The organism is Paenibacillus lupini (assembly GCF_011761355.1).
Lineage (GTDB): Bacteria > Bacillota > Bacilli > Paenibacillales > Paenibacillaceae > Pristimantibacillus > Pristimantibacillus lupini.
On the sequence record NZ_JAASRW010000001.1, the window covers coordinates 1,125,216 to 1,149,564 of the forward strand.

Genomic DNA, 24,349 nt, shown 5'->3' on the forward strand with positions numbered 1-24,349 from the left:
TGACGGCTCCTTTCTTGATTTTTATACAGGAATAAGTATTTATAGTATAATTACGGATACATCTGAATTCGCAATGAGGGGGCAAGGAAGTGGAAGAGCTAACGTTCAATCAACAGAATCTATTTGCACATGTATTCAATTATTCTCCTGTCGGGATTGTGCTGATCTCGTTAGATGGACAATGGATCGACGTGAATCCAGCCGCTTGCCAGCTGCTCGGATACGAGAGAAACGAATTAATGAAATGTGATCCTGAAAAATTGATTTTCTCATCTGTAGAAAGTAATCATGAAATCTACTTTAAACAATTATTGCAGGGCGATATATCGACATTCAGCTTTGAAAAAAGACATGTTCATCAAAACGAAACTGTCGTATGGACATCCGTACATGTCTCGTTTGTCAGAGAAGGGGCGGAAGGCGAGCCTTGGTATTTTATCGCCCAAATCGTCGATATCACTTCTAATAAAATGATCGAGCAAAAGCTGCAAGAAACGGTGGAGAGATACACTTCACTTAAGAAATATAATCATGACACCATTATTTCCTTTGACCTGCAGGGCAAGATTATGAACGGAAATGTAATGGCAGAGCATCTTATCGGACAAAAGATATCGGACCTGATTGGCACTAGTATCGCTTCCATTATCGGAGAGGATACGCTTGTGCGCATATTAGCCGACAACGAGCCTTACACCGATATTGAAGGATCTATCAATCATGTTCCCAATGTCAATGGATATCTTGTAGAAGTTCTGGTCACAATCGCGCCGATTATTGTTAACAATCGCAGTATCGGATTTTATCTGCTGATCAAGGACATTACCGAGCAAAAGAAGCTGTTGATTGAAAAAGAGGCTGCAGAACGGACAAATGAAGTCAAAAGCGAGTTTATGGCGATCATGAGCCATGAAATTCGCACTCCGATGAACGGTGTAATCGGCATGACCGATTTGCTGCTGGATACGCCTCTAGATGAGGAGCAGCAGGAATATGTCTCCATCATCCGGAAGAGTGGGGATACTTTACTGGCCATTATTAACGATATTCTGGACTTTTCTAAGGTGGAGTCAGGTAATACCGAACTGTCGGAGGAGCCATTCAAGCTCAGCGAAGCGATTGCGGAGACGTTCGACACGCTAATGCCTAAAGCGCTGGAGAAAAAGCTGACGCTTAACGTATCCATTCACCCGGACATTCCGCATAAAGTAATCGGCGACCCGCTCAAAATCCGTCAAATCCTAATGAACCTGATCGGCAACGCCATTAAATTTACTCCAGAAGGCTCCATAACTGTCAGTATCGATAAAGCCGAAATCGCAGGAGATAAGATCCAGTTCTACTTCTCAGTGGAGGATACGGGAATAGGAGTGCCGGCGGATAAAAGAGCTTTTCTTTTTGAGCCATTTTATCAAGCCGATCATTTCATGGTGCGACAGGCAGGAGGTACCGGACTTGGACTTGCTATTACGCGAAAGCTGATTGAGCTGATGGATGGTGAGATCTATTGCGAGCCAAATCCAGGAGGAGGCACAATCTTTAAATTCAACATTGCTTTGAAAGTCGAATCTCTCCCGGATGTAATGCATCTGGAAGCGGATCACGGGCAGCTGCCCGATCCTAATGATAAGTTGAACATATTAATCGCTGAAGACAATCATATTAATCAGCTTGTCTTAATTCGAATGGTGGAAAAGCTTGGTTTTCGTCCGGATGCCGTATCCAACGGATCTGAAGTCCTGGAAGCCATTCAGAAGAAGAAATACGATATCCTATTTATGGATATTCAAATGCCTGTGATGAATGGTTTGGAAGCAACTAAACATCTGCGGCAAATGCTGCGTTCGGACGAGTTGCCACATATTGTTGCTGTTACGGCAAACGCGCTGGTCGGCGACCGGGAGCGATTCATAAGCGCGGGCATGCACGAATATATCAGCAAGCCGTTGCATAACGCAGCAGTATCATCGGTCATACAACGATTTATAGACAGTAAAGCATTTCAGACAAAGACTCTAAAATAGGTAATAGAATAAAATTAGAAACCTCGTAAATGTGGTTTCAACAGGATAGCAATTATGAAACCAGCTTCTATTAAACAAGAAGGAGACGTTGTTTATGATTGCAGACTGGAAACAAGTAGATGAAGCATTAAAAAATATTGAGGTCATTGGACATGAAAACAATAAGCCTGTTTCCATCATCGGTTTTGCAGAAGATTTGCGTTGTATCGGTATCGGAACGGATGCCGCGGTTTTTTATTACCCTGACACCCCTAATTACGCATATAAAGTGTATTCCGCACAGTCATTAGAGAAGAAGGACGTGGAAGCGGATATATACAAACGTTTAGAAGGATCATCGTATTTTGCCCAATGTTACGGAGCCGGATCCAACTATTTAGTATTAAGCTTCGAACAAGGGATTACCTTATATGATTGTCTTCTACAGGGTGTCCGTGTTCCAGAGCAAGTGATGCAAGATGTCGAAAATGCCCGGGAATTTGTCCGTAGTCAGGGGCTGAACCCAAGGGATATTCATCTAAAAAATGTTCTCTTGCATGAAGGAAGAGGAAAGGTTCTTGATGTATCGGAATATATCAAGGAAGGAAACGATAACCGATGGGAACATTTGGTATGGACATACAAACATTTCTATCCTCTGATAAACGAGGTCCAGGTACCTTTATGGATCTTGGAGACGATAACGAACTGGTATAACCGGATTGATACGGCCAGTTTTGGAATAGAAGACTTCTCTAAACGAGTGAGTCAGCTTTTCTTAGGGAAACGCAAATAAAATAAGATAGGAAGATCATCTCTGACCGATTGCCGACTACGGCATAACGGTAATGGAGGAGGATACATTGAATAATATTCTGTTGTTAACTCTAACCAGCTTAAAAGAACGTTTAATAAAAACACCAATCATAAAAGTCCAAAGAGAACTAGGATATACGTTTGAATGTTCTTTTGTCTTCTATCATGCATGCACAGAAGAAAGAATCAATGAATTTACAGAAGAAACTGCATTCAAAATCCCACCAGATTATCGTGAATTTTTACTTATTCATGATGGTGCTATTCTTTTTCAAGATGAATCTGGTCGATCTAATCCCTCTTGGAAAATATTTGGTATTGATGATATAATTGACTATATGAATATACATCATACACCTGAGCACCTATATCCAATAGCTACATATGGTCAAACCGTTATTTTCGTTAATGGAGATCGTGTAAACGAGGGTAGGGAAGACTATTTATTTGACCGTTCAATTTATGATTCAATTGATAGTGAAGGTGAAGATATTAAATTAAATTTCGAACTGTTCTTTGAGCGCCTTATTGTTTCACAAGGATCCCATTTTTGGTTTTGGAATGAAATTAACGCTACAAACTATTCAAGATAAGTAGGAATGGCAGTTTCTATAAAAAGTAAGCCCACCAAAAAAAGGTGGGCTTTTTTCTTGGGGTCTATTGTCCTTACATCAGATGAATCTCCTCGATAAGCGTATCACCGTGGTGTACGATCGCAGCGTTGAATATTTCCTCCTTATTTTTGAAATACAAATAAAGTCCCGCGCGCGAGATTCCCGCTGCCTCCGCAATTTCATTCATTGGTACTCGTTTGTAACCGTATTTAAAAAACACTTCTAACTTAGTTCCATTCTATACACTTTACAAACTTTGTCCACTCGTCTATTATAGACACATAGACATTTTATGTTTTATGTCTAAAATCACTTCGAAGGAGCAAACAACAATGAAAACCGAACAAAAACCGTTACTGTCTGGATACGGATCTGAAACAACCGCAAAAGAAATCATAGCGGGTCAAGAACTCCGTGGTAAGACGGCCATCGTGACAGGCGGGCACGGGGGCATCGGTCTCGAAACGACCCGTGCACTTGTCGAAGCCGGCGCAACTGTTATTGTCGGCGCCCGCAATGTTGAGCATGCGCGCGAAATTCTCGCTCCTCTGCCTAATGTCGAGGTGATTCGGCTAGATCTTATGGATCCGAATTCGGTTGATGAGTTCGCAACCGAATTTTTGAAATCTGATCGAGCGCTCGACCTGCTCATACTAAACGCAGGCGTGAGTTTTCCGCCTGAAATAAAAGATGCACGGGGATATGATACCCATTTCGCGACGAATTATCTGGGACACTTTCAATTGACGAATCGCTTATGGGAGACATTGAAGCGCTCAGGTAACGCTCAGGTCATCTCACTTTCATCGATTGGCCATATGACTGGGCCGATTGACTTTGAAGACCTGCATTTCACCAAAAGACCCTATGACAAAAATATCTCTTATGGTGAATCCAAGACCGCGTGCTCATTATTTGCCATAGAGCTTGACCAACGAGGACAAGCATTTGGCATTCGCGCCTTTGCCGTTCATCCCGGCGCGATCCTTTCGGGCTTGGTGCGACATTTGAGCAACGAGGATTTGGCTGCTTGGGGTGTAACTCGCAAGGAAGATGGCACTTATTCGTCATCCGGCGGTTTCAAAACCGTCGAGCAAGGAGCAGCCACATCGGTATGGTGCGCGGTAAGTCCGATGCTAAATGGCAAAGGAGGCGTTTACTGCGAAGACTGCGATATCGCAGAAGCTGTTTCGGCAGACAGCCAGCTCCAGCGCGGCGTTCGTCCGTGGGCCATTGATCCGGCGTCAGCCAAAAAGCTTTGGGCAATTAGTGAAGAGCTCCTGAATATTCCACATGACATGATACCCAACAACCGGAAATAACCGACACGATAAAAACTTCCCGCAGTCCGAATAAGGACTGCGGGAAGTTTTTATTTGCTTATGGTTTACGTCGGCATAGAGCAGGAGAGCGGTTACTTGTTCTCGACCGGACCCGCGTCCAAAATATCCTGCAGGTGATCCTGCAAGTTATCCGTGCATTCGCCGCCATGGTAAGCGATTACCTTAGAGATATCCATCGTTTGAAATTTAGCGATAGATTGCAGCGCCGTGACTTGATCCGGCGTATAGATCGGGCTGTACGATTGCAGGATGCCATCTTGTGCCCTTAAGACATCGCCGGCAATTAACGTCTTGCTCGGAATATGGTAGAAGGACGTGTGATCCGGCGTATGGCCGGGTGTAAACACTGCGCGGATTCCGCCGGCGAAAGGCAGGATATCGCCGTCTTGCAAGGTGACGTCGACTTTGATAGGCGTCCTGACTAATTTCTTGCTCTTGTCGAGAGGGATTATACCGGCTAAGTAAGGAACAGCGATTTCATGTGCAAACACTTGAACCTGGTCTCCGAAGGCTTCTACCAACTCAGGCAAGCTGCCGATATGATCCGAATCTTGATGGGAAATGAGAATTTTTGTCAGCTTTTCGAAAGGAATCCCCGCATCTAGGAACGCGGTGCGAATCAGCTCCATTTGACCAGGAAGCCCGGTATCGATGAGAATGACGTCTTGAGCATCCCATAGGACGGTCAGAAAGAAAGGATTGTTACGATTTTCCATGGTAAGTTTAATGGTCTTGATGCCTGCTTCCGATTGAACCAAGTCGAACACCGCCTAATTAAATAATGTAAGATAAGAAATACTAATCTACAATTAAGCCACGAAGAGTGAAGCATATTTGCGAAAAGAAGCCAGCAGCCTGCTTGTTGGAGGCGCGGGCTTCTTTCTCGCGATGCCTGGGTCAGGAGCATTCGACTCTGCCCAGATAATTACTTAGTTTCCGATCTTACCTGCGCGAGCCTCCTTATGCGCTGCCCGGGAAGCAGTTCCGACGCGGAAGTAACCGAAGGCCGCGGCCGACATGAGTGCTGCGATGGCAACGCCGGCGGCACCAATCCAGGTGATTGCTGTCAACGAAGCTCCTTCCACGACGACCCCGCCGATCCCCGCGCCGGCAGCCATGGCCAGTTGTATGACGGAGCTGTTAAGGCTAAGCATGATGCTGGTTGCTTCAGGCGCGAGCGAGATCAGATGGTACTGCTGCGTCGGACCGGACGACCAGGCGGAGAAGGACCAAAGCATGAGCAGCGGGAACATCAGCCCCGGCGAATGGGCAGCGAACGAAATTACAATCAACCATGCCGCGTGGAACAGCATACCAGTTACTAGCGTACGCTTGAATCCCCAACGGTCGGTGCCGAATCCGCCTAGCTTGGAGCCGATCAGACTGGCGATACCAAACGCGAGCAGCGCGATGCTGACGAATTTCTCACTCATGCCTGTAATATCGAGCAGAAAGGGAGAAATATACGTATAAGTGATGGAATAGCCGCCAAGCCAGAAGAACGTAATGCCAAGCGCAACGACGATTTTCGGATTCTTGAGCAGCTTCAGCTGGTCCCTCAGCGGTACCGGCTGTTCGCCATCCGTCTTCGGAATCGCGAAAGCGATGAGCAGCAGAGCAAGCAGTCCAAGTATTCCGATGCCACCGAATACCACATTCCAATCATAGGCGGAAGCGACTAGCCGTCCCAGAGGTACGCCAACGATTAGGGCTGTACTGAAGCCCATGACTAGCGTGGCGATGGCACTGCCTTGCTTCTCAGCCGGTGCGAGCTTCGCGGCGACCGTGAGCGCCGTGACGACAAACACACCGCTGCTAAGCGCTACGATAACACGGGAAACGATGAGGGCGCCAAAGCCAGAGAAGAAATAGGCCGCGACGTTGCCAACGATGAATATTGATAGCGCGTATAGCATCAGCTTTTTGCGGTCGACTTTGGCAGCGGCCGCCATCAGGAAAGGTGTCCCAAATCCGTAAGCAAGGGAGAACACGGTGATCAGCTGGCCTGCGGCTGCGACTGAGACGCCGATATCGTCGGATACTTTATCCAGAATGCCGGCAATAATGAATTCGGATGTGCCGACGAGAAAGCTGACTAAAGCCAGCATATATATTTTTACATTGTATGACAAACGTTCCAGCTCCTTATCCGTATCTCTCTTTATAATAATTTTATATTTCTAAATTTATCGAAATATAGGGCAAAAAAAAACGGGGCTACCCCAGTAAATAAGGGGCATACTTTCGCGCGACTTCTTTATTGACGCTGTAATAAATGTACGTGCCGTCTTTGCGTAGCGTGAGCAGGCCGCATTCTGTAAGCTGCTTCAAGTGATGCGACAGCGTGGAACCGGCAACGGACTCGAGCTTGCTGCCGATGTCGGAGCAGCAGAGATTCATCTCTTCCGTAAGAAGCATCGCTATTTTGATCCGGGTCGGCTCCCCGAGTGCTTTGTAGACTTTCACTGCTTGTTTGACTTCCTCGTTGTCCTCGACCATGGATTCTCACCGCCTTTGCTTTTATATTTCGAAATCTATGGAAACAAGAATAACACAACCGGCTGCCGGTGTAAATGGGCGATTCGAGTCAACATTCGAACGGATAGCAATCGATCCGTCGTTAGTAGCAACTTACATCCATCTCCTTTCGTTCGTTATATATGGATACCAGATCGCGAATGTCTTGATTTTTTATAACTATGAAGGTTCGATTATCCCTAAGGATCAACGAGTTGAAATGGTTGCAAAGGACTTGAAGACTCTTGTCAAATGATGTGCTTATACTAGGGGGGAAACGATGAAGAAATATAAGCTTCAACTATCCATACTTGGTGTCATTATTTTAGTGTTTATATCTATAATGACTTATATTTGGATAAAAAACACTCGTTCAATCTATACTCAAATAGATTCATCTATGAGAGCGATTGACGTTAACTATAGCGAGATATTAGATGTTCATTTCGATAATAAACACAACCTAGTATTTTATTTAACAAATAACGAACGGATAGGTATAGTGAGCTTACGCAAAACTCTAACGGGATTCAAATTAAAAAGTCACATCAATAATTCCGAATTTATTGCTGATAAGGACATAAGCTGGCATGGTACAGAAAAAACCAATGTTGATATACATTTACTTTATGGCAAAGTTCAGAACTCAGAAACTACTCAAATTATTATTGTCAGTGAAGGAAATCAATCAGCAAATATAATCAAGAATGGGTCTCATACTTTTTGGTATTTCTTATCCGATGATGAACTTCATTTACCAATTACTATTCAAACTTTCGATAAAGATGGTAAAAAGCTATATGAAACTGGAGATATTAACTACTGGAATGAAATTAACCAAAAACTGAGGATAAGTAATGAAAATGATTCTCTTGGGTGAAGGAAATGGCTAAAAAAGGTTGGATTGTCACTGTTAGCTTGCTGCCGTTCTAATAATCGTATTCTTGGCACAAAACAAAAAAATCGAAACCCTACGATTACAATTAGATGAAACGAACCAGGAATTAAAAGAGAAAAAAGATGAAATCAACACAACCAAGAGCGAAATAAATGCTCAGAAGAAAGAACTTCTTAAGGTAACATACAATTTAGAATTGGAAAGAAAGGCATATGAAGAAAAAAACAAGGTGTTAAACGAAAAATTAAAATATACAGATTCAATGGTATTTACTAATGAATCGCGGTTGTTCGGGGAAAGAGCACCTGTGGTTGACAGTTCCATCCCATCAGATCTCTCTTCAACAATTACTGAGTTGTTTGCGGCAATGCAGAACAACGATGCGGCAAAATTCGCTGTTCTGGATAAAAAGGGAGTTCTAACATCTTTTTACAAGAAGCGAGATATGGTTGAAAAAATATTGTGGATACAAAACGACCCTAATCATAGAGCCGTGGCCGTAAAAGAGTGGTAAGCCGCAAAAACTGCGGCTTTTTTTTGTTTTTTGTATAGAAGTACGTTAGGCCGAATTATAAGAGGCGTTCAGGTCCCGCTGGCAGAAGAGATGATGGTATAATAGAGAGCGAAGTTTTAAGAATACATAACGATGTAAACGGGAGTCAAAAGATAATGGATATGGACTACATACTGGATGACGTAGCGTGGCGGGGGCTGCTGGAAGGCGTCGCCGAGTGCTTCGACGAACTGACGATCATACGGGGGTTTCAATATTTTAAACAGGGACGGGTCGAGGAGCTGGTGCTCCGCGACGACGGCGTGCACGTGGACGCGCGCGTCAAGGATAACCGGATGTACGATGTCGCCGTCGATCTGGACGATCTCACGGCGAGTGAATGTGCCTGCTCAAAAAGCTCCTGCACGCACATGGCCGCTACCTTGATGCGTTACGCGGAGCTGTGTGGCCGGCCGATCCAGGCACTCGCCAACGCGCGCAGCGCCTTGAAAAGCGCGGCCGTCAGCGCCAAGCCTGGCGCGGCGCCGGACGGCAGACGCTTCGGTGCCCGCGCGGACGTTGAAGGAGGAGCAGCCGCAGGATCGACGTCCTGGGCTGGCAACGAAAGCGAAGGCGCAAACCGCGGTGCCGTGCCGGAGGCCTCTCGGCCCGTCCGGCCGACCTTGACGGAGGCGGAGCTGACCGAGCTCCCCGTGGCTAAGTGGCACGATCGGTTCCAGGCACGCTGCGGACCGATGCACCTGCATTTCCGCACGGCACAGGAGGCCAGCGAGCTGCTCTCCGACCTGCAGGCGATGCGGCCCGTGCTGCCTTGGGCGCTGGAGCAATTATTCACCCTTCATACTCTGCTTTTCGTGCTGGAGCGGATGATCAAGCCAGCCCAGGCGGACACGCGCCAATCGGGCTTATTCATGGGCTACCATACAAAGCTCGCGATGGAGGGGTTGCGCGGCCATGCGCGAAGCCTGCTCGAAGACAAGCTGGCGCTGGCGGACGATAGCTCGGCGTATTGGGACCGGTTGATGGAGACGGCAGATTTCCTCCGGGAGAGCATGCTGACCGAGGATAAAACCCTCGGCTGCTTCGCTGAGCTCTATGCTTCGCTGTGGCTGCGCTGGCTAGGTCCCGGATCGGCCGGAACTGCACCTTTGTACGAGAAGGAGCTGCGCAAGCTGCAGGTGGCGGAAGCGGAGCTCGGCCCGGCCCTGTCGCGATTGCCGTGGACGCTCGCGCAGTGCCTGCTCCTGCTCTACCTCGCGCGCGACGCGGAAGCGCTGACTTTAATCGCTCGGGACGGAAGCAAGCTGATGCTGAAGCCGGAGCATCTCAACCCGCAGCTCGGTTTCCTCGAGCACGCGGAGCAATGGGTGCGGCTGCGCGACTGGCTCGCGGTGACCGGTCCGCTGCTCGTCGGCGTTCGTAGCGAGGATCTCACGCTCTACGGCGACTATTGGGCGTCGGTCGTGGCGCAGCTGCCGGAGGCGGAATCGGAGATGTGGCGCACGCTCCAGGCGATGCTGCCGTTCTCGCGCACCGTCTACGAGGATGCGTTGGCGGCTCACGGCAGGTGGGACCGCTGGATCGACCTGCAAATGTGCATGGGCCAGGATCCGCTGTCGTTCCGAGTGACCGTGCTGAAGCCGGTCGAGAAGGACGCGCCGGAGCTGCTGCTGCCCTTCTACCATCAGGCGGTGGAACGGTACGTGCTGCAGAAAAACCGCGACGGCTACAAAGCAGCAGCGAAGCTGCTGAAGCGGCTCGCCAAGCTGTACGCGCGCCTGAAGAAAGGCGAGCGATGGGAGCAGTTCATCATTGCGTTCGCGAGTCGGAACAGCCGGTTGCGGGCGTTGCAGGAAGAACTGCGTAAAGGAGGACTGTTGTCATGAACACATACGCTGATACACTTACGATTCAAGCGAGCTTGACCGAACAAGGCGACGCGCTAATCTTTGGCGCGGATGCGTCCGGCTACGCGCCGGGGCTGCTCGTCAAGCAGCGGCTGTTCGCGCGGCACGAGCCGTCTTTCTATGGCACGGAGCTCGAAATCGAGAAGCTGCATGACGAGCTGGAGCTCGTCGTGCTGCCGGCGGAGATGGTCTTGCCGTTCTTCGCCAATCCCGAATTGCTGCCGATGCACATGACCTGGCAGCTCGAAGGCGACGCCGCGCGGATCGCCGCGCTCGCACCGGCTCTGGAGCGCGGTGTCGAGGAGCGGAAATTCATCCCGAGCTTCGAGGCTTACAAGGCTGGCAAGCTGCGGTGGACATGGGACGCGGTGGCGCTCGATGCGATGACGCGCCGGTTGCTTCGCGCACTCGAGCACAGCGGACCAGACGAGGACGGCGATTGGGACGAAGAAGCCCAGGGCACGGAAGAGGCAGATGCCGCCTTGCTGGCCGGCCTCGGCGCCGCCTTCTCCGCGGCAGTGTTTCAGCGCCATTACGGCACGGAGGAAGCCGCAGGCGACCTACGCCGCGACTTCCCTCTACTATTCGACCGCGCCGGGGCGGCAACAGGCCTCGACGAGCGCGGCTGGCTCGTTGCCGCCGGCTGGAAGGCAGACACGCTGCCGTTCCGGCCGCTCCTGCAGCTGCTAGAGCCGGAGCCGGAGGATATCGAAGCCGGCTGGCGCCTCGCTCTCCTGCTGCAAGATAAGCTCGATCAAGCGAAGCTCGTGCCGGTTCGGCTGGCCGCGGACGGCGAAGCCTCCGGGACGTGGCCCACAGGATGGACGCCGCACGTGCGCGAGCGATCCGCTGCCTGGCTCGCGCATCTTCGCGCGAGCCTGCCGGCGGACCGGCTGGACGGCAGCCCCGTAGACGTGTTGAATGCCCCACTGACGGATGAGAACGCATGGCAGTTCCTGACCGTGGACAGCCAGCGCCTCCTGGCCGCAGGCTGGCAGGTGCTGCTGCCCGCCTGGTGGGAGGAGGCGAGCCGCAAGAAGCCGCGACTGCGCGCGAAGGTGCGCCCAGGCGAAGGCGAAGGGGAGAGCGCGGGCGGCAGCCGGTCCTTCTTCGGTCTCAATGCGCTGATTGAATTCGATTGGCATGTCTCTATCGGTAACGCCGACCTCAGCGAGGCGGAGTTCAGGGAGCTGGTTGCCCGCGGCGAGCGGCTCGTTCAGTTTCGTGGACAATGGGTGCCTCTCGATCCCGGCCTGCTCGCGCAGATCCGCAAAGCGATGGCGGGAGCCGATCCGCAGCGAGGCTTGTCCTTCCAGTACGTCCTGCAGATGCATCTGCGCCGCAACCGCGACTTCTTTATACCGGCGGCCTCGAGCAAGGACAGCGAAAATGGCGGCGAGGAGGACGGCATGAACGAAGGTGAACTAGAGATGGACGTCGAGTTGAACGCCCACTTGACGACCGTCATGGCGCAGCTGACGCAGCAGACGGACTGGCCGTCTGTCCCCGTGCCGCCGACACTGCATGCGGAGCTGCGCAGCTACCAGCAGGGCGGCTTCTCCTGGCTCGCGTTTCTGCGAAGGTTCGGGCTCGGCGCTGTCCTAGCAGACGATATGGGCCTTGGAAAGACGATTCAATTCATCACGTACCTGCTGCACGTCGCCGAGGAAGCGTCCGCAAACGGAGGACGCTGTCCCGCCTTGCTGATCTGCCCGACCTCGGTGCTAGGCAACTGGCAGAAGGAGGTGCGCCGCTTCGCGCCATCGCTGCGCATCCTGCTCCATTACGGCAGCAAGCGGTTGGGAGGCGACGCGTTCTACGCGGAAGCGTCGGAGGTCGACCTCGTGCTGACCTCGTACGCGACGGCGACGCTGGACCAGGAGCTGCTCGGCGGCTATACGTGGTCGGCGATCTGCCTCGACGAGGCGCAGAACATCAAGAACGCCGGCACGAAGCAGGCTATAGCGGTCAAGAGCTTCCCCGCGCGGCACCGAATCGCGCTGACGGGCACACCGATCGAGAACAAGCTCGCGGAGCTGTGGTCGATCTACGATTTTACCAATCCAGGCTATCTCGGTACCGCCCGCGCCTTTGCCGAGCGGTTCGGCCAGGCAATCGAGCGCGAACGCGACGAGACGCGGACGCAAGAGCTGCAGCGACTAGTGAAGCCGTTCATGCTCCGGCGTAAGAAGAAGGATCCGAACATTATGCTGGACCTGCCGGAGAAGAACGAAATGAAGACGTACATCCATCTCACCGGTGAACAGAGTGCACTCTACGAGCAGACCGTGAAGGAATTGATGGACGAGGTCAAAAAGCTGGAGGGCATCCAGCGAAAAGGCGCGATCCTCTCCGCGCTGACACGACTGAAGCAGCTGTGCGACCATCCTGTGCTGCTGACGAAGGAGGCAGTGCCGGTGCCGGAGGACGAGCGCGAGGAAGCCGCCGAATCGGCGATGCTCATCAGCCGTTCCGCCAAGCTCGAACGGCTGCTTGATCTCGTAAAGGAGCTTCGTGAGGAGGGCGAGCGCTGCCTCATCTTCACGCAGTACATCGGGATGGGCGAAATGCTTCAGCGAGTGCTAGGCCGGGAGCTTGGCGAGCCCGTCCTATACCTCCACGGCGGCTCGTCTAAGATGGCGCGTGATCGGATGATCGAGCAGTTCCAGTCCCAGGAGCTGCCGGACTCAGAACAACCGAACGTGTTCATTCTATCGATCAAAGCCGGCGGCGTCGGGCTCAACCTGACCGCGGCTAACCACGTGTTTCATTTCGATCGCTGGTGGAACCCCGCCGTGGAGAACCAAGCGACGGACCGCGCCTACCGGATGGGCCAGACGCGTGACGTGCAGGTGCACAAGTTCATCTCACTCGGCACGCTGGAGGAGCGGATCGACGAGATGCTCGAGAGCAAGCAGCAGCTGAGCGACGACGTCATCACGAGCTCGGAAGGCTGGATCACGGAGCTGTCGACGGACGCGCTGCGTGACCTGTTCACGTTACGGCGCGACTGGTCGGAATAGGGGTTGACGCGGGTATGCGAGATCTGTACGAACCGACTGTTATTAGTTGAAAACATTTTGGAGCAGTTTGCCACCGGCAACTGCTCCTTTTTATTACACTAAAGGACAGAGAAGTCCCAGTATGTGGTAATATAAAGGCAGTTCAATATACAACATGATGGCAGTGAAACCCTAGTATTTGGCTACACTGATATCATTAGCTAACTGGCAAAGCAAATATTTTCACGAATATATTAAGCATACTAATTCGAAAGGTCTGAAAGAAATGAATAATGAGGAATTATATTTAGAAATAAAAGAAGCAAAAGAGTCCCAATTGGATTTCTTTGTGACACAGTTCTCACCTGATAATCCAATCTATCAGTACAATAGTTTTGCTTTATAAAAGAGGGGTGAGGGACTATATTTGATTGCTTGGCATAATAACTCCCCTATCGGACATTTCTTACTACGATGGAGTGGTCTTAATAATGATTCAGTAACAAAATTACTGGACATTACACATAGCGCTTTCTTATAAGCAGGGCTAACGATAGATGAATATCGTAGAAAAGGTGTTGCAACCGCAATTATTCAAGAAGCTGAGCGATTAGCAAAAGAAAAAAAATGTACTCGTATAGGATTAGAGGTAGGTGTTAGTAATACAGCAGCCAGAAGATTTTATGAGAAATTGGGTTACGTAGATTGGGGACAAGGTGAATTCTTAACTAGCTGGGAAAATAAAGATGAGAACGGAAATACAGTGATTGAAACGGAAGTTGTAATTTATATGCAGAGAAAACTGGATTCCACAGCCGGTTAATACATAATATCTTTTTAAAGCGTCCATTTGATGGGCGCTTTTATATTTTTCTTCAGGAAGAGGAAATCTAAAAAGTCCCTAACTTAATTTCTTAAATTTAGTGAAAATATCTTGATTATCCCCTGAGGGGGGATATAATGTTTACTGTCAGTGAGAAAGAACTTGTCACCTTGAACAGTAAGAAAGGAGAGACATCATGTCAAATTTCAAGGCTTACTTTACATTCGTCAAACCCTATTGGCATCTTGTCTTGATCACTGTTGGAATAGGTATCATTAAGTTCTCTATACCGTTAACCTTGCCATTGCTTATGAAATATGTGGTGGACGATATCTTGTTAAGTGATCAGGTAAATCATGAAAAGATGACTATGCTGCTGACGGTCATCTCTGGTGCATCTCTATTATTTGTGGTTATTCGTTATCCGATTGAGTATTACCGGCAGTACTTTGCTCAACTTATTACTTCAAGAATCTTGTTCGATATCCGCAACCGCTTATATCAACATGCTCAACGGTTGTCACTGCGTTATTACCAGAACCACAAATCTGGTGAGATCATTTCTCGAATGATGAATGACGTGGAGCAGACGAAAAGTATAGTGGAAACAGGGATGATGAACATCTGGTTAGATCTGGTCACTTTGGCCATTGCATTAGGCATAATGAGTTATATGGACTCCTCATTAACTCTGGTCTCCATCGCCATTCTTCCTTTGTATGCACTTGCTGTTAAATTGCTTTATAAACGACTCCGGATACTTACGAAATCCAGATCACAATCATTAGCAGAGATGCAAGGGTATTTACATGAACGAATAAATGGTATACCCGTGATCAAAAGCTTCACGTTAGAACAATTTGAGCAGCAGCAATTCGGGACGAAGAACAAGCAGTTTCTTGAACGTGCTGTTGCACATACCCGGTGGAATGCTCTTACCAACGGAATTATTAATACACTGACAGATATTGCACCTCTGCTGGTCATCACCTATGGCGGATATCAGGTGATCGAGGGACATCTATCCATTGGTGCATTCGTTGCTTTCTTTGGTTATTTGGAACGACTGTATAATCCGCTTCGCCGGATTGTGAATGCATCTACGGAACTAACACAGGCAAGTGCATCGTTGGAACGTGTCCTGGAATTTATGCACGAACCATATGATGTTGCTGATTCTCTGAAATCCAAACCGATGAATGAGATGAAAGGTCACGTTCAATTCGATAAGGTTTGGTTTAAGTATTCTGATGACCAGGATTGGGTGTTAAAAGGAATTGAGCTCGATATTAAGCCAGGTGAAACTGTAGCCTTGGTGGGGATGAGCGGTGGGGGAAAATCATCTATTGTCAGTTTAATCCCGCGGCTGTATGACATACAGAAGGGTTATCTGCGTATGGATAATGAAGAGATTAAGGACATTACTCTTCACAGTCTTCGAAGTCAGATTGGTATTGTTCTTCAGGATAACATCTTATTTAGCGGTACTATTAAAGAAAATATATTGCTCGGCAGACCCGAGGCTTCGGATGAGGATGTTCGTCAAGCAGCATTGGCGGCTAATGCTCATGATTTTATTGAAGGACTTACCCAAGGATATCAGACACAGATCGGAGAAAGAGGAGTTAAGCTGTCCGGAGGGCAAAAGCAACGTATCGCTATTGCACGTGTGTTTCTGAAAAATCCGAAACTAATTATTTTAGATGAAGCCACTTCAGCACTTGATCTGGAATCCGAGCATCTGGTCCAGGAATCATTAGAACGTCTGGCCAGAGATCGCACGACAATCATTATTGCTCACCGTTTGTCTACCATTACGCATGCTGATCGGATTGTACTTATCGAACAAGGTGAAATCAAAGAAGAGGGCAGCCATACACAATTAATGCATCAGGATGGAGCATATGCAAAACTGTATAACATTCAAAACGTTGAGACACAGGAAGCACATTTCAATACTTTATAGCTCTGTGTTTTTGTATTCAGATAGACACTTTAAATTAACCCCGCCAGGGGGATATAATTAGTGTAGAAGAATGGAGGGCATGCAATGAGTGAAGGGGAAGACGATCAACTTGTACATCATGACCATGATCACGTTCATAAATACAGAAAGCAAATCGTTAACCGCTTAGCTCGTGTAGAAGGTCACATTCGGGCCGTCAAACAAATGACAGAAAGCGGTCGAGACTGCTCAGATGTTCTACTGCAAATTGCTGCGGTTCAGAAAGCGCTGGATAAAGCGGCAAAGCTTCTACTGAAAGATCATTTAGAAAGCTGTGTGGTACATGCTGTGCATCATGGAAACGAAGAGCAGGTTCTTGCTGATCTGAATAAAGCCTTGGAAAATTATATTCGTTAAATACGAGATACCCCTTAATTGAAATTAGAGAGGGGTATCTTTTTTGTTGAAAACGAAAAAACGGTGATGAGTTGAGATTAAGAGGTTGGAGGGAAGCAGCCGATCGCTATGACCGGATGCTTTTTCTAGACTAATGGTCAAGATAGCGTAATAAAATATAGTTGAATCAACAGCCGGCAACATCGGCAATGGGCAGGTTAGTTAAAGGAGAGGGTGATCATTCACATGGATAAAATATTAGAAGCGCTTCTCGGAGGATTTAAAAAGCAATATTCGAAATCAAAAGCAATTATTCCGCCAAAAGTATATGATGTATCCCCTCAAAGTATAAATGAAATATTCGACATGAGGTTCCCTGGCTTTTATATTTTTTATGGCCAAACGAGTTATTGCTCCAAAAATAAGATACTTTATATAGGAATATCAGGAGCAAATGGTGGCGTAGGGAAAAGAGTTCAAAATCAAATCAACAAACGTAAATCGGATTCTGATCTTCAAAAAAACATGAAGGAGTTGGGGTATGATGGAGTTATTCACTTTGACACAGCTAGTTTTCTAGACAGTGCGAAAGCGACAGTCCTATTAGAAGAGATACATATCGTCGAGTTTGAGGGGGTAGAAAACCTGAGGCTTGTTGAGAAGTTCCTTTGTATCGAAGAAGAACCTCTTTTTTGTAAAGAGTACATTACAGAACCGATGAAAGATCGACATAAACGATATATAGAAGAGTGTGAAGACGAGGTGCTCCAAGCCGATTAGACTGAACATGAAAAATGTCCTGACGGAATGGACTAAGTGAAGTTCAGGTTGAATCGATATAAATTAGGAAAAATTTATATTACTTTACAGTCATATTCCAGAAGTAGTATATTTTCTTCATAACCAATGGACCATCCAAATAGGAGGGAATAACAAATTGAATCAGGAAGTTACGACCTACATTGAAAATCTGTCTAAATGGCAAGGTGAGATTAGTTCGACCCTACGGGATATGATTCATAAGACGATCCCCGAAGCTGAAGAACGAATTCAGTACAAGAAACCGCATTTTCTGAAAAATGGACATTATGCAGCGGTTATTTCGCCTTCAAAGGACGCCATTGCGTTCATGATCATGAATGCAAACGGTATCGACTTTCCGAAGGGATTCGAAGGGCCGAGCGAGCGGAAATGGATCAAATTGCGTGAAGGGGACACACCGGATCTAGTCCTGCTGTCTGGTCTTCTAAAGCAAGCCTCCAGCACACTGTAACAGAAATCAACGGGATATTAGGCGGCTATTTTAAATGAGATATGTACAAAGGAAGTCGCATAAACTGCGGCTTTTTTTATTTTATGTATATTAGGCTTTCGGAGAAACGAATCGAACTATCACTTGCTATCTAAAACTGGAGGTACCATATGAGTTCTATTCTTAACGTTATAGAAAAGCTAAAGTTGAGCGTCTCGAATATAGATGATGTTCCAGAGTCATTTAGTTCTGATGTATACAAACTTACTCTTACCAATGGAGAAAACGTCTTTATAAAAATCCCATTTAACAAGGATAAACTAATACGTGAATTTCAGATGCTTGAAACATTAAAGGATATTATACCTGTTCCTAAGGTATTTGACATTTGGTACGGGGATGAAAGTACTAATGGAGCATTGCTTCTTTCGGCAATTCAAGGTACGCCTTGTACAGGAGACATTGATGAGAAACTTTCTTTTCAAATTGGCGTGTATCACGCTATGCTCCATGAGGTTAAAACTCCCGGTTATGGTTGCCATGTAACTGATGGCTATAAATTACTTGACCAAAATAATTGGAGATTACATATCAAAAGTAATTTTGAAAAGTGGAAAGAGCCATGCAAAGAGATTCTCGACTCAAAATTGTATGATAGATGTATTCTTCACTTTGATGAAGTTTTGTCTACTTTACCGGATCCTGACGGTCCATGTATTGTTCACATGGATTTTAGACCAGGTAATATAATGGTGGATGGTAACGAGGTTACTGGCATTATTGATTTCGAGAGTGCCCGTGGTGGATCATCGGAAATAGATTTTACAAAAGTCAATCGATATATTTGGGACGTCAATCCGAGAACAAAGATACCGTACATTAAAGGTTATCAATCGATTCGACCTATGATGGCTCTGGAAAGAGTTCTGCCATTTTATAATATTTACGATGCTTTCAGCGCAGTTGTTTGGTGTAAAAACAGAGGAATTGAGAAAAACCAAGCGTTCCTTGAGGAAAATATACTTACTTTAAGGAAATCGGTGGGTTATTGAGTCAAAGGATGGCCTAAATGTACGGTCATCGGTAATTTCACACGAAAACCGAGCTTTACTAACATCAAAGTAACTAGATGTACTTTTTTTCAGTACTATTGGTGAAAAAGCTGAACTGGTATACTAAAACAGAATATTTCGTCACTACTCTTGGAAGCTTCATAACTATCTCTAAGGAGGTTGTACTATGACAATGCAACAACGTAGGCTAGGTTCGACGGGAATAATCGTGGGGGAAATCGGAATGGGTGGAATGCCGTTGTCCGTTAATGGACGCCCTACAGAGGAAGACGGCATCAGAACGGTGCATGCCGCATTGGAGCAAGGGATTACCCTGTTCGATACGGCCGATTCGTACTGCTTGAATTCGACCGAATCCGGTCATAACGAACGTCTGCTGGCCAAAGCTTTACATAATCGTCCCGAAGCAGTCATCGCGACAAAAGGCGGCCACGTTCGTCCGGATGGACGTTGGGAAACTGATGGCCGTCCTGAACACTTGCGTCAAGCGTGCGAGGACAGCTTGCGTGCGCTCGGCGTGGAAGCCATCACGCTCTATCAATTCCATCGTCCGGATCCTAAGGTTCCGTTTGCGGAATCCGTGGGAACAGTCGCGGAATTACAGCGGGAAGGGAAGATCGTTCACGTGGGGCTGTCGAACGTTTCAGTTGCACAACTGGAAGAAGCCCGCGAAATTGTAACTGTCGCGTCTGTTCAAAACCGTATGAATTTGTTTGACCATTCGTCCATTCCAGTGCTGAAACGCTGCGAAGAGCTCGGTATTGCCTTCCTACCGTACAGCCCTCTAAACGGCATGGGTAACGCGCAAGGCATCGGCAGCAACGAGATGCTTTCACGGATCGCCAAGAGTTATGATGCGTCGCCGCAACAGATCGCGATTGCATGGCTGCTTCAATTGTCGCCAATTATTCTGCCGATTCCCGGCGCCAGCAAAGCAGTTAACATCGTTAACTGCGCCGGTGCATCCAACTTGAAGCTATCTGACGAAGACGTAGCCGAATTGAACGGCATCGCTGCTCAAATAACGGCATAGTGCTAATAAAAAAACCATCACCAAGCCTGGTGATGGTTTTTTTCTCTGGTAAGAACAAATTCATGCACGATTTTGATGCTTTAGTTATGGGGGATTGAGATTGAACAAACATAATAAAAATATAGTCTACCTGATATCGGGTCCTCTTGGGGTTGGCAAATCAACGACTACGAAAGAACTTGCACGAAATGTTGGGCAATGCGTTTTAATTGAGGGAGATGTTCTCCTTGATATGTTAAATAACGAATTATCACTTTCGTGGGAAGAGCGTTTACGACTCACGTGGGAAAATATACTGGCTTTGACGAGGAATTCCTTGCAGCATGACTTAAATGTCGTTATTGACTTTGTAGTAGAGGAAGAACTTGATTGGTTTTGCAAACATTTATCTGATTTAAAAAATGTGAGTTTGAAGTATGTTGTACTAAAAGCTGCTAAAGAAAAAATAATCGAAAGATTAATAACTCGAGGGGATATAGATTCCTTAGAACGTTCTTTGTTTTTATTAAACAAAATGGAGAGCTCACCTTCAACTAACAAATTTAGTTATGACACTACACTTAAACAACTCTCAGAAACGGTAGAAGAAGTCATCAAAAACGCTCGTTTTTATGTGGCTATTGACCAGTGAAAACAATCAATTTAAATATAAAACAAAAATCAGCGTTGCCGGATTATTCCGGTTACGCTGATTTTATTTCGGCCTCCGGTTATTTATAGAAGTTCTTATCATTTGCTTAAAAGCATTCGAAGCAAGTCTTCAATCATTTCGCGTAGTTCCGAAGAATTTCTGGCGACAATTTTAAACCCGCGAGATGCACTTGTTAAAAGATGTGCCAATCTCTCTGGAGATAGGCTATTTAGGCTGCTGGCTGATGTCGACTTGGATTCCAAGATAGAGATTAAAACGACCTCAAGCTTATTGTAGCTCGCATGGAGTGCCTCTTGAGCGAATGTATATGAGCTGTCAGTCATTTCTTTCACTTCCGGTGAGTTCAACGATTGATCGAAATTGTTTATAGACCATACCTCGAACACATATAAAATTTTGTCTTCAGGCGTTTTCTTGAAAGAGAGACCTTCCTTTATTTCTTCAATAAGAAGGTCGCCATAGTGAAGAATCGTCGCGTTAAAAACTTCCTCCTTGTTTTTAAAATACAAATATAGACCCGCTCGAGATATGCCGGCGGCTTCTGCTATTTCATTCATTGACACACGCTTATAGCCATACTTGAAAAACACGTCCAAAGCTACGGTTAGTATATGAAGCCTCTTTTTATCGTCCATGATGTTATTATTATACACTTTACAAACTTTGTCTAGTTGTATAGTATAGGCGCATAGACATTAAACGTTTTTTGTCTAAGTAACTAGTGGGGGAGGTTGTAATGATGATCAACGTATAAATCAAAAAAGTTACGATAGGATTGCCAATTATATTAGCTGAACTTTGCGGCTATCGCTTCGATACAGATAGCAAGGCATGATAAGTCATTTATTATACTAACCTTTAAAGGAGAACTTTATTATGACAACTAAGCAAACACCAATCGGCTCTAGATTTGGAGCTTCTGTCACAGCCGAGGAAGTTATTAAAGGTATTGACCTTTCCGATAAAACGGCCATCGTCACTGGAGGCTATTCCGGACTTGGTCTTGAGACCGTGCGGGTACTGCGTTCTGCAGGCGCCAAGGTTATTGTTCCAACGAGAGACTACAATAGAGCAGTGAACGCCCTTGCAAACATCGACGGCGTTGATATTGAAGTGATGGACCTGATGGACCCTGCTTCGATTAATGCCTTTGCAGACAAGTTTCTTGCCACCGGGCAAGCACTGCATATCTTGGTAAACAGCGCTGGCATTATGGCGTCTCCGCTGTCCCGCGATTCGAGGGGATATGAATCGCAATTCGCGACGAACCATCTAGGCCATTTCCACCTTGTATCACGGCTATGGCCAGCGCTGCGCAAGGCGAACGGTGCGCGGGTGGTGTCAGTATCGTCTTGGGGGCATCACTTTTCGCCTGTCGTGTTTGATGATCCTAACTTCGATCGACGTGACTATGATCGCTGGGCAGCCTATGGCCAGTCCAAGACAGCCAATATTCTCTTCGCGGTCGAGCTGGATAAACGCGGACAGGCTGACGGTGTACGGGCTTTTTCCCTTCATCCAGGCAGCATCGTCGGTACCGGTCTGGAAAAACATCTTTCGGAAGAGGAACTTCGAGCGGCCGGAGTCATTGACGAGCATGGACAGCCTGTTCTCGACCCAGCGAAAAATCTCAAGACGATAGCACAAGGGGCTGCTACCAGTGTATGGTGCGCGACGAGCCCAGAGCTTAACAATATGGGCGGTGTCTATTGTGAGAACTGTGATATCGCTCCTCTGGGGCATGACGCTGAGTCAGACTTTGATTTAGACAATGAATCGACTTTAACGGATTCAGGCGTGATGCCGTATGCGGTTGATACGGAAGCAGCCGATCGGCTCTGGAGCCTTAGTGAACAACTGATAGGTCAAAAATTTGCAATATAAAGGAGAAATCAAAAATGGAACAGACAAATAAGGCCGTAACCAAAGCAGCTGTTACATTCGCAAAGGATCTCGAATGGTTCGACACAATGCCAGGCGAACAAATGGCTATTCGTATTCATAGCAATCAAGTTGGCGGAGCGATTACCGTCATTGAAGCGCGTGTCCCAAGTTTGATTGGTCCACCGAAGCATATTCATAAAGAAAGGGAAGAGGTATTCGAGATTCTAGAAGGCACTTTCCTTTTCCAAGTGGGAGAAGAGGAATTTGAAGCTACTCCGGGAACGAGTGTTGTGGTTCCCCGTGGCGTACCACATGCATGGGCAAATATCGGGCTAGATAGTGGACGTATTCTTTTCACCTTTGCGCCAGGCGGAATTGATGATTTCTTCCCTGAAATTGGCCGACATTCAATCGAGGAAATTGGGCGACTGGCCGAGCAAAATGATACCCTGATTATAGGGCCTCCATTGCTCCCGTAATCCCTTAAATCACTTAGAATTTGACAAAATGGACTTCATAAAATAATCAAAGCGGGACAGTCTAGGGTCTAATTTTGGCTGTCCCGTTTAATCGGCATGAGGTGATCAGATGAATTTATCCAGCAACATCGGTGAAGAGCTTCTCAGGGAGCTATGGGCTAAAGTTTATAACCTTCCACAGAATCTCGATGTCATCGACCGTCTCTGTACGGATGACTTTGTTCTCTCGAACTCGGATGGCGACGTTGTGGGTCGCGCTGCCTTTAAGGAGTGGGCACGGACATTCACTTCGAAGATCCGCGACATCAAGTTAAAGAGCCTCGATATGTTCAGCGGCGCCGACGGCAAGCGCGTTGTTTCGCGATGGATAGTCACGGGATATAATCAAGGTGTACTTGGTTCTCAGCCCGACGATCGCCCAATTCAGCTTACAGGCATCGCGGTATGGGAGGTTCGTGATGGTAAACTCGCCCACAACTGGGTGGAACGAAGCGCATATGAGCTCTCGCAGCAACTTTTGAAGCCTATAAAGTAACAAGGCTGCAGTATCTATCAAATTATGAAAAACCAGCGAAAGTCTGCATACGCGGTTTTCGTATTAATAGGTTAACCAAATATATTGGTTAGCCTATTTTTTATAGGCATTTTATGATGGCGGCAACCATGAATATTAAAAACACAGTTGTCGCAGGATCCTCTTCTTCGTCGTGATCTCATGGTTTTTCTGTCCTAATGTAATATTGTTTCATATTTAATATATATGATATATTCTAGTTGAACGTGACGCGTTGGAGGTGATCCTGCTTCACATAGAGAGATGCTGCATTTCAAGTCCGCGCTGACTCAGACTCTTTTGTTTCCTAGACTCGAACAATCCGGTCGGCGTTGATGCCTATTTTCCATCATCCGTTTCATGAAGTCGGAAGGTTGTCGCATGACTACTGAACAGTACCAAGGACTTTGTACCATTTCCGAGGCCGTTGCATTCACCGAGCTTGATCGTTTATGTTTGAAGGCACTGCACCTAACCGCATGATGGCGATTACGACCGTTATAACATGCATTACATATACAGTCCGCCTCGGGTACACTTCTCCGACCTCGGACGGCCGTCCGCCAATTCAATGCCGAAGATTCGGCCTATGTCTTAGAAGACGATTAACTGCCCCTGCCGCTGATTGACAGCTCACTGTCTGAT

Annotated in this window: 24 protein-coding genes; 19 read left to right on the forward strand and 5 right to left on the reverse strand. The window is 47.1% G+C overall.

Annotation, left to right across the window (positions count from 1 at the left end; genetic code table 11):
• Positions 1–89: 89 nt before the first annotated feature.
• The 3 genes from FHS17_RS05595 to FHS17_RS05605 all read left to right on the forward strand — a co-directional run bounded on the left by FHS17_RS05595 (position 90) and on the right by FHS17_RS05605 (position 3,412).
• The gene (locus FHS17_RS05595) at positions 90–2,024 is read left to right on the forward strand and encodes a PAS domain S-box protein (RefSeq protein ID WP_167276061.1); all 1,935 of its coding nucleotides are present in this window, start codon (positions 90–92) and stop codon (positions 2,022–2,024) included.
• A gap of 94 nt (positions 2,025–2,118) precedes the next feature.
• A complete protein-coding gene (locus FHS17_RS05600) occupies positions 2,119–2,799 on the forward strand; it encodes a protein kinase family protein (RefSeq protein WP_167276066.1) in 681 nt (226 codons plus the stop codon).
• A gap of 67 nt (positions 2,800–2,866) precedes the next feature.
• Positions 2,867–3,412, forward strand: a complete 546-nt coding sequence (locus FHS17_RS05605) for an SMI1/KNR4 family protein (protein WP_167276070.1) — start codon at positions 2,867–2,869, stop codon at positions 3,410–3,412.
• A gap of 73 nt (positions 3,413–3,485) precedes the next feature.
• On the opposite strand, the gene FHS17_RS05610 is transcribed toward FHS17_RS05605, so the two are convergent.
• Complete coding sequence (locus FHS17_RS05610) at positions 3,486–3,653, reverse strand: TetR/AcrR family transcriptional regulator (protein ID WP_341805771.1); 168 nt, start codon at positions 3,651–3,653, stop codon at positions 3,486–3,488.
• A gap of 112 nt (positions 3,654–3,765) precedes the next feature.
• Between FHS17_RS05610 and FHS17_RS05615 the strand changes: the two genes are divergently transcribed.
• Positions 3,766–4,755, forward strand: coding sequence for an SDR family NAD(P)-dependent oxidoreductase (locus tag FHS17_RS05615; RefSeq protein WP_167276077.1), 990 nt, complete (start codon positions 3,766–3,768; stop codon positions 4,753–4,755).
• A 92-nt stretch (positions 4,756–4,847) separates the two neighbouring features.
• Here the strand turns inward: FHS17_RS05615 and FHS17_RS05620 are convergent, their stop codons facing one another.
• The 3 genes from FHS17_RS05620 to FHS17_RS05630 form a co-directional block, all read right to left on the reverse strand.
• Positions 4,848–5,534, reverse strand: a complete 687-nt coding sequence (locus FHS17_RS05620) for an MBL fold metallo-hydrolase (protein ID WP_167276081.1) — start codon at positions 5,532–5,534, stop codon at positions 4,848–4,850.
• 171 nt (positions 5,535–5,705) lie between these two features.
• A complete protein-coding gene (locus FHS17_RS05625) occupies positions 5,706–6,908 on the reverse strand; it encodes an MFS transporter (RefSeq protein WP_167276085.1) in 1,203 nt (400 codons plus the stop codon).
• 85 nt (positions 6,909–6,993) lie between these two features.
• Entirely contained in the window at positions 6,994–7,275 is a 282-nt protein-coding gene (locus FHS17_RS05630) for an ArsR/SmtB family transcription factor (protein ID WP_167276089.1), read from the reverse strand.
• A gap of 298 nt (positions 7,276–7,573) precedes the next feature.
• Here FHS17_RS05630 and FHS17_RS05635 point away from each other — a divergent pair, with 298 nt between their 5' ends.
• From FHS17_RS05635 to FHS17_RS05690, 12 genes are all read left to right on the forward strand, one after another.
• The gene (locus FHS17_RS05635) at positions 7,574–8,173 is read left to right on the forward strand and encodes a hypothetical protein (protein ID WP_167276093.1); all 600 of its coding nucleotides are present in this window, start codon (positions 7,574–7,576) and stop codon (positions 8,171–8,173) included.
• Positions 8,174–8,237: 64 nt separating this feature from the next.
• Positions 8,238–8,705 (forward strand): hypothetical protein, encoded by a 468-nt coding sequence (locus FHS17_RS05640; protein ID WP_167276098.1) that lies wholly within the window; start codon positions 8,238–8,240, stop codon positions 8,703–8,705.
• Positions 8,706–8,860: 155 nt separating this feature from the next.
• On the forward strand, positions 8,861–10,591 hold the full coding sequence (locus FHS17_RS05645) for an SWIM zinc finger family protein (RefSeq protein ID WP_167276102.1): 1,731 nt from the start codon (positions 8,861–8,863) through the stop codon (positions 10,589–10,591).
• Complete coding sequence (locus FHS17_RS05650; RefSeq protein ID WP_167276107.1) at positions 10,588–13,635, forward strand: DEAD/DEAH box helicase; 3,048 nt, start codon at positions 10,588–10,590, stop codon at positions 13,633–13,635. Before FHS17_RS05645 ends, FHS17_RS05650 begins: the two co-directional genes overlap by 4 nt.
• A gap of 532 nt (positions 13,636–14,167) precedes the next feature.
• A complete protein-coding gene (locus FHS17_RS31195) occupies positions 14,168–14,437 on the forward strand; it encodes a GNAT family N-acetyltransferase (RefSeq protein ID WP_167276507.1) in 270 nt (89 codons plus the stop codon).
• 196 nt (positions 14,438–14,633) lie between these two features.
• On the forward strand, positions 14,634–16,403 hold the full coding sequence (locus tag FHS17_RS05660) for an ABC transporter ATP-binding protein (protein WP_167276112.1): 1,770 nt from the start codon (positions 14,634–14,636) through the stop codon (positions 16,401–16,403).
• An 84-nt stretch (positions 16,404–16,487) separates the two neighbouring features.
• Positions 16,488–16,799 (forward strand): metal-sensing transcriptional repressor, encoded by a 312-nt coding sequence (locus FHS17_RS05665; RefSeq protein WP_167276130.1) that lies wholly within the window; start codon positions 16,488–16,490, stop codon positions 16,797–16,799.
• A 225-nt stretch (positions 16,800–17,024) separates the two neighbouring features.
• Positions 17,025–17,558, forward strand: coding sequence for a hypothetical protein (locus FHS17_RS05670; protein ID WP_167276135.1), 534 nt, complete (start codon positions 17,025–17,027; stop codon positions 17,556–17,558).
• A 157-nt stretch (positions 17,559–17,715) separates the two neighbouring features.
• Positions 17,716–18,051 carry a DUF1801 domain-containing protein gene (locus FHS17_RS05675; protein ID WP_167276139.1) on the forward strand — a complete coding sequence of 112 codons (336 nt, stop codon included), beginning with the start codon at positions 17,716–17,718 and terminating at the stop codon, positions 18,049–18,051.
• Positions 18,052–18,200: 149 nt separating this feature from the next.
• Positions 18,201–19,082: an aminoglycoside phosphotransferase family protein gene (locus FHS17_RS05680; protein ID WP_167276142.1), complete on the forward strand. Its 882-nt coding sequence runs from the start codon at positions 18,201–18,203 to the stop codon at positions 19,080–19,082.
• A gap of 187 nt (positions 19,083–19,269) precedes the next feature.
• Positions 19,270–20,136, forward strand: a complete 867-nt coding sequence (locus FHS17_RS05685) for an aldo/keto reductase (protein WP_208420216.1) — start codon at positions 19,270–19,272, stop codon at positions 20,134–20,136.
• A gap of 100 nt (positions 20,137–20,236) precedes the next feature.
• On the forward strand, positions 20,237–20,767 hold the full coding sequence (locus tag FHS17_RS05690) for a P-loop nucleotide/nucleoside kinase family protein (protein WP_167276146.1): 531 nt from the start codon (positions 20,237–20,239) through the stop codon (positions 20,765–20,767).
• Between the two features lie 98 nt (positions 20,768–20,865).
• Here FHS17_RS05690 and FHS17_RS05695 read toward each other — a convergent pair whose 3' ends face one another.
• Positions 20,866–21,423, reverse strand: coding sequence for a TetR/AcrR family transcriptional regulator (locus FHS17_RS05695; protein WP_167276149.1), 558 nt, complete (start codon positions 21,421–21,423; stop codon positions 20,866–20,868).
• A 241-nt stretch (positions 21,424–21,664) separates the two neighbouring features.
• Here FHS17_RS05695 and FHS17_RS05700 point away from each other — a divergent pair, with 241 nt between their 5' ends.
• From FHS17_RS05700 to FHS17_RS05710, 3 genes are all read left to right on the forward strand, one after another.
• The gene (locus FHS17_RS05700) at positions 21,665–22,672 is read left to right on the forward strand and encodes an oxidoreductase (RefSeq protein WP_167276151.1); all 1,008 of its coding nucleotides are present in this window, start codon (positions 21,665–21,667) and stop codon (positions 22,670–22,672) included.
• A 14-nt stretch (positions 22,673–22,686) separates the two neighbouring features.
• Positions 22,687–23,151, forward strand: coding sequence for a cupin domain-containing protein (locus FHS17_RS05705; protein ID WP_167276153.1), 465 nt, complete (start codon positions 22,687–22,689; stop codon positions 23,149–23,151).
• A gap of 109 nt (positions 23,152–23,260) precedes the next feature.
• Positions 23,261–23,686 (forward strand): ester cyclase, encoded by a 426-nt coding sequence (locus FHS17_RS05710; RefSeq protein WP_167276155.1) that lies wholly within the window; start codon positions 23,261–23,263, stop codon positions 23,684–23,686.
• The last annotated feature ends 663 nt before the right edge of the window (positions 23,687–24,349 follow it).

Bases quoted from the DNA above. Each gene is read 5' to 3' on its own strand.
- FHS17_RS05695 (WP_167276149.1), bottom strand. From the start codon at position 21,423: ATGGACGATAAAAAGAGGCTTCATATACTAACCGTAGCTTTGGACGTG.
- FHS17_RS05670 (WP_167276135.1), top strand. From the start codon at position 17,025: ATGGATAAAATATTAGAAGCGCTTCTCGGAGGATTTAAAAAGCAATAT.
- FHS17_RS05665 (WP_167276130.1), top strand. From the start codon at position 16,488: ATGAGTGAAGGGGAAGACGATCAACTTGTACATCATGACCATGATCAC.
- FHS17_RS05685 (WP_208420216.1), top strand. From the start codon at position 19,270: ATGACAATGCAACAACGTAGGCTAGGTTCGACGGGAATAATCGTGGGG.
- FHS17_RS05660 (WP_167276112.1), top strand. From the start codon at position 14,634: ATGTCAAATTTCAAGGCTTACTTTACATTCGTCAAACCCTATTGGCAT.
- FHS17_RS05705 (WP_167276153.1), top strand. From the start codon at position 22,687: ATGGAACAGACAAATAAGGCCGTAACCAAAGCAGCTGTTACATTCGCA.
- FHS17_RS05710 (WP_167276155.1), top strand. From the start codon at position 23,261: ATGAATTTATCCAGCAACATCGGTGAAGAGCTTCTCAGGGAGCTATGG.
- FHS17_RS05635 (WP_167276093.1), top strand. From the start codon at position 7,574: ATGAAGAAATATAAGCTTCAACTATCCATACTTGGTGTCATTATTTTA.
- FHS17_RS05615 (WP_167276077.1), top strand. From the start codon at position 3,766: ATGAAAACCGAACAAAAACCGTTACTGTCTGGATACGGATCTGAAACA.
- FHS17_RS05630 (WP_167276089.1), bottom strand. From the start codon at position 7,275: ATGGTCGAGGACAACGAGGAAGTCAAACAAGCAGTGAAAGTCTACAAA.
- FHS17_RS05600 (WP_167276066.1), top strand. From the start codon at position 2,119: ATGATTGCAGACTGGAAACAAGTAGATGAAGCATTAAAAAATATTGAG.
- FHS17_RS05645 (WP_167276102.1), top strand. From the start codon at position 8,861: ATGGATATGGACTACATACTGGATGACGTAGCGTGGCGGGGGCTGCTG.
- FHS17_RS05700 (WP_167276151.1), top strand. From the start codon at position 21,665: ATGACAACTAAGCAAACACCAATCGGCTCTAGATTTGGAGCTTCTGTC.
- FHS17_RS05680 (WP_167276142.1), top strand. From the start codon at position 18,201: ATGAGTTCTATTCTTAACGTTATAGAAAAGCTAAAGTTGAGCGTCTCG.
- FHS17_RS05650 (WP_167276107.1), top strand. From the start codon at position 10,588: ATGAACACATACGCTGATACACTTACGATTCAAGCGAGCTTGACCGAA.